General features: G+C 47.8%; 4 protein-coding genes and 1 pseudogene. 3 read left to right on the plus strand and 2 right to left on the minus strand.

What is annotated here, in order from left to right:
* A pseudogene (locus tag ACTQ16_RS16390) lies at positions 1–342 on the minus strand (IS982 family transposase); the annotation flags it as partial.
* An 842-nt stretch (positions 343–1,184) separates the two neighbouring features.
* Here ACTQ16_RS16390 and ACTQ16_RS16395 point away from each other — a divergent pair.
* From ACTQ16_RS16395 to ACTQ16_RS16405, 3 genes are read left to right on the plus strand one after another with little or no spacing between them, the layout of a single operon-like run.
* A complete protein-coding gene (locus ACTQ16_RS16395) occupies positions 1,185–1,616 on the plus strand; it encodes a DUF5675 family protein (protein WP_094391632.1) in 432 nt (143 codons plus the stop codon).
* Positions 1,613–2,035, plus strand: coding sequence for a hypothetical protein (locus ACTQ16_RS16400; RefSeq protein ID WP_441938507.1), 423 nt, complete (start codon positions 1,613–1,615; stop codon positions 2,033–2,035). The genes ACTQ16_RS16395 and ACTQ16_RS16400 overlap by 4 nt, the downstream gene beginning before the upstream one ends.
* A 39-nt stretch (positions 2,036–2,074) precedes the next feature.
* A complete protein-coding gene (locus ACTQ16_RS16405; protein ID WP_441938508.1) occupies positions 2,075–2,554 on the plus strand; it encodes a D-Ala-D-Ala carboxypeptidase family metallohydrolase in 480 nt (159 codons plus the stop codon).
* 182 nt (positions 2,555–2,736) lie between these two features.
* On the opposite strand, the gene ACTQ16_RS16410 is transcribed toward ACTQ16_RS16405, so the two are convergent.
* The gene (locus ACTQ16_RS16410) at positions 2,737–4,050 is read right to left on the minus strand and encodes a DegT/DnrJ/EryC1/StrS family aminotransferase (protein WP_441938510.1); all 1,314 of its coding nucleotides are present in this window, start codon (positions 4,048–4,050) and stop codon (positions 2,737–2,739) included.
* Positions 4,051–4,330: the final 280 nt, after the last annotated feature.

The following is a 4,330-nucleotide window of genomic DNA, read 5'->3' on the forward strand; positions in this document are numbered from 1 at the left end:
ACATCTGCCAAAAGCACGGAGATTCAGGAAGAACATGAGAGGGAAGAATACGCGACTTTCAAGTTCTACAAAACGGTTATAAGACACTGCATTTGGAAAATATGACTTCAAAGTTCCTCTAATAAAGAATAGGTAATAATGCTTGAAGTTTCGGAATGAGCCGAAATGGAAATACAGCAAAATCGTCATGATTTCACTATCAGATAAAGAGGCTTTACGTCGTCTGCGCTTTACTCCATCTTCACTCAAAAACAATTTTCCTGCATTTTCAGCATCAAAAACTTTGTAAAATTCATCAATAATACAAAATAATTCTGTAACTTTGTCCTTGGTAATCTCCATAATGATATCTTTTTATCTTTGTAACTAATTGTATTTCAACTACAAAGATACAAAAAATATCGGAGATTACCAACTTTTTTAGGCACTATTTCTTATCCCGAACTGAGGTCTCAGAGTGGCAACCTGCCGACAAACCCCAAACGCCCAAGCACACATTCGACGCCAGCAAGTACCTCAGGTTCTTCGACCGTCCATTCCTCAACGAAGCAGCACGCACTTTTCTCTTCGACCAGCGCAAGCTCGACCCGCGAGTCGTCAGTTGGTGTCGCCTCAACTCCTTCACCGACAAGCAAGGCACGTCATGGCTCCAGATTCCCTATTACGACATCGACGGCCATCTGATAGGCGTGCAGAACCGCAATCTCAGTTATCAGTCATCATCAATCAACAATCAGTCATCATCCGCCCCTCGATTCAAGTTTCCCTACGGTCACACCTGCCACATCTACAATCTGCCCGTGCTGAAGCTTCTCAAGAAAGGCGAGCCTCTGTTTATCACAGAGGGAGCAAGCGACTGTTGGGCAATGCTCTCCAGTGGCCACAAGGCCGTTGCAATACCGTCGGCAACGCTTCTCAAGCCGCAGGATCTGCAAATACTCTCAAGTCTCAACTCTCAGCTATCAACAGTCTTACACATGTATCCCGATCAGGACGAGCCCGGAGAGCGTTTATTTCTGGATTTGCGACGATTGCTTGGGTCACCCTCTTCCATTGTCCGCCACCAGCTTCCACCTGATTACAAGGACTATTCGGATTACTATCTTAGCAAGCACTGAGCCTGCGAGAGAGTCTAAAACGTCAAAACGTCAAACGTCAACTCGATAGAATTTCATTTTTATATTATGCAGATACTTATCACCCGCCATCGCAAAACCAATGAGACAATTGATGGCAGTCTCACCATCGACGGTTCACTCCGTCTCTGCAACACCGCCGAGAATGTCGCCACGGCACTTCCCTCCGGAGTCTATCCACTTAGCATCGTCAAGTGCCGCAAGTATGCCCGCAAGATGCCCGTCATCAAGATAGGCGACTGCAGCAGCTGTAAAAGGCTCACTTGCATCAAGCTCAACCGCAATCAGCCACAGGTATGCCACTTGCTCAAACCCGGCAATGGCGTATATCATCGTGAAGACGGCAGCATCATCGTCGGCACCTTCATCTGTCCTGGATGCCTCAAGCACTCAAGAGCCGCTTTCGACACCCTCTACGAACGTCTCCGCAAGAGCATAGAGCGAGGCAATGAAGTAACCCTCAAAATCATCAACGCATGAAACGACTGCTCATCATCCTCCTTGCACTCCTGTCAGCCTTAGTGCTGACGGGATGTGCCACCCGTCGCCAGCTTCAAGTCGTTGAGCGCACATCAGTAGATACCGTCTATCTGAGCAACGTTCAGTACGACTCCATCTACATCTTCCAGGACCGCCAGCTCGACCGCTCGCGCGACACCGTCTATCTCCGTGACGTTTCGGTCGAGTACCGCTACCGCCACCTCCGCGACACCATCTACAAGGTACAGCACGACAGCATCCCGTATCAAGTGACAGTCACCGAGGTGAAGGAGATCACCCGCCCCCTGTCCATCTTCGACCACCTGACCCACTTCACCTTCTGGTTAGTAGTCGGAGCCCTGCTCCTCCTCATCATCCGAGTGATCATCCGATTAAAAAAATCCAGAACTATTCGTTAGATTCGTGTGATTCGTATTCGTTTTTTTAATTATATCATTATGAAGCTTTCAAAACATTTCTCATTATCCGAGTTCGAAAGAAGTGCCACCGCCACCAAGCATGGCATCGACAACCACGTCCCTTCTCAGTACATCCCTACCCTCGAGCAGCTATGCAAAGAAATCCTTGAACCCCTCCGAGCCTTCGCAGGCCAACCCATCATCATCAGCTCCGGCTACCGCTCCCCACAGCTCAACCTCAAAGTCGGAGGTGTCTATTCCTCCCAGCACACCCTTGGCGAAGCCTGCGACATCCGCATCCCCCTCTATGACTTCACGGGCGAGCAAGGCCAGCGATTCACCGACACCGACATCCTCGACCGGTGGTTCACCTGGATCATGAACCATTGTGACTACGACCAGCTCATCAAGGAGACCACCGACCGCCGCATCTTCTGGATTCACGTCTCCTGCCGTGCCAACAAGCGCAAGAACCGCCACCAGGTCATCCACTTCATGCAGAAAGAAGGCAGCAAATGAATTGAACAGATTGAACGGATTGTTTGACACTCAACTATTCATCAGTATAATCCGTTTTATCCGTGTTCGTTAAAAACAAAGTGCCATCGGAATTTCTTCCGATGACGCTTTCGTTCGTTTATTCATTCGCCCAATTCGCGGTTCAAATCTTACAGTTTACAGTTCCCCGACAGGGCACATTGTTATCCCTCTATCGCCTCCTTGATGCAATCCACGATATAGCGCACGTCATCATCGCTTACGTATGGACCGGCAGGCAGGCAGAAGCCGACCTTGAAGAGATCCTCCTCCACGCCATTGGTATAAACATCGTTCTCTGCATATACAGGCTGCTTGTGCATAGGCTTCCATAAAGGACGGCACTCAACCTTCTTGCCCAACATGAAGACACGAAGTGCTTCAACGTTTTCATTTGGCTGGCAGTCGGTAGTTGCACAATCAACTGCATGGATCACACCGGCAGCACCACCTACAGCAGTCTTGATTATCTCCTTATAGGCATTCTCCTGACCCTTTACGCGAATATCCTTGTCGATCGTTGCGGCACAGAGCCAGAAGTTTGAGTCGAACACAGGACATTCCTCATTCCTCATTCCTAACTCCTCATTCGTAGGCTGACAATGCATATGTACGCCCTTCACGTCCTTCAGCAGCTCTTCATACAGCTCCTGCACATGCTTATGATGCGCGATATGATCATTCACCACCGTCATCTGACCACGACCGATACCTGCACACACGTTACTCATACGATAGTTGTAACCGATGGCTGTATGCTGATAGTAAGGATAAGCGTCACGTGCCTGAGTAGCGTACCACATCACATTGTTGGCATCTTCTGCATTACGACAGATGAGCGCACCACCGCCCGAAGTGGTGATCATCTTGTTGCCATTGAACGAGAGAACACCATACTTACCGAAAGTACCAAGTACCTGACCATTGAATCGTGAACCCATACCCTCAGCAGCATCCTCAACAACAGGAATTCCGTACTTGTCGGCAATGGCCATAATCTTCTCGCAATCGTAAGGCATACCATAGAGAGCTACAGGCACGATTGCCTTAGGATACCTACCAGTTTTCTCCTTACGATCGAGAATAGCCTTCTCAAGGAGCTCAGGATCCATGTTCCAAGTCGTAGGCTCAGAACCCACGAATACAGGCTTTGCCCCAAGGTAGGTGATAGGGTGCGAAGAAGCACAGAACGTGAAGCTCTGCACAAGCACCTCATCGCCAGGGCCCACGCCACATGCCAGCAGAGCCAGATGCACCGCAGCCGTACCGGCAGACAAGCACACCACCTTTCGGTCGAGCTTGCTACCGTCAGCATTGCCATTGGCAAAGTCCGCCAAGTCCTGCTCAAACGCATTCACGTTCGGACCCATCGGCACCACCCAATTTGTGTCGAACGCCTCTTTGACGTATTTCTGTTCCATTCCGTCATCACTCATGTGAGCCAGACAGAGATAAATTGTTTTTCTTTCTTCAGACATAATATCTAATATAATAATTGTTATTTTATATTATTGTTTTTATTTATTTTCAAATTCTAAATTTCCCTTGCGATAGTAAATAGAACGCAATAAGAAGCTATATAAATGAGCCCACTTTAAAAAGTAAGGCCTGTTTAAAATGTTTATATTTCACGAAAATAATCTCTGATTTATGCTGTTATCTGGAATATTTTTCGTATCTTTACACCATCAATTAAAAGAATGACTATGTTTAAAAAGACAGATCCGAATCCTCAGTTAGATATATTCACGGCTCCCT

This window comes from Prevotella sp. LCP21S3_D2 (genome assembly GCF_052118345.1).
Lineage (GTDB): Bacteria > Bacteroidota > Bacteroidia > Bacteroidales > Bacteroidaceae > Prevotella.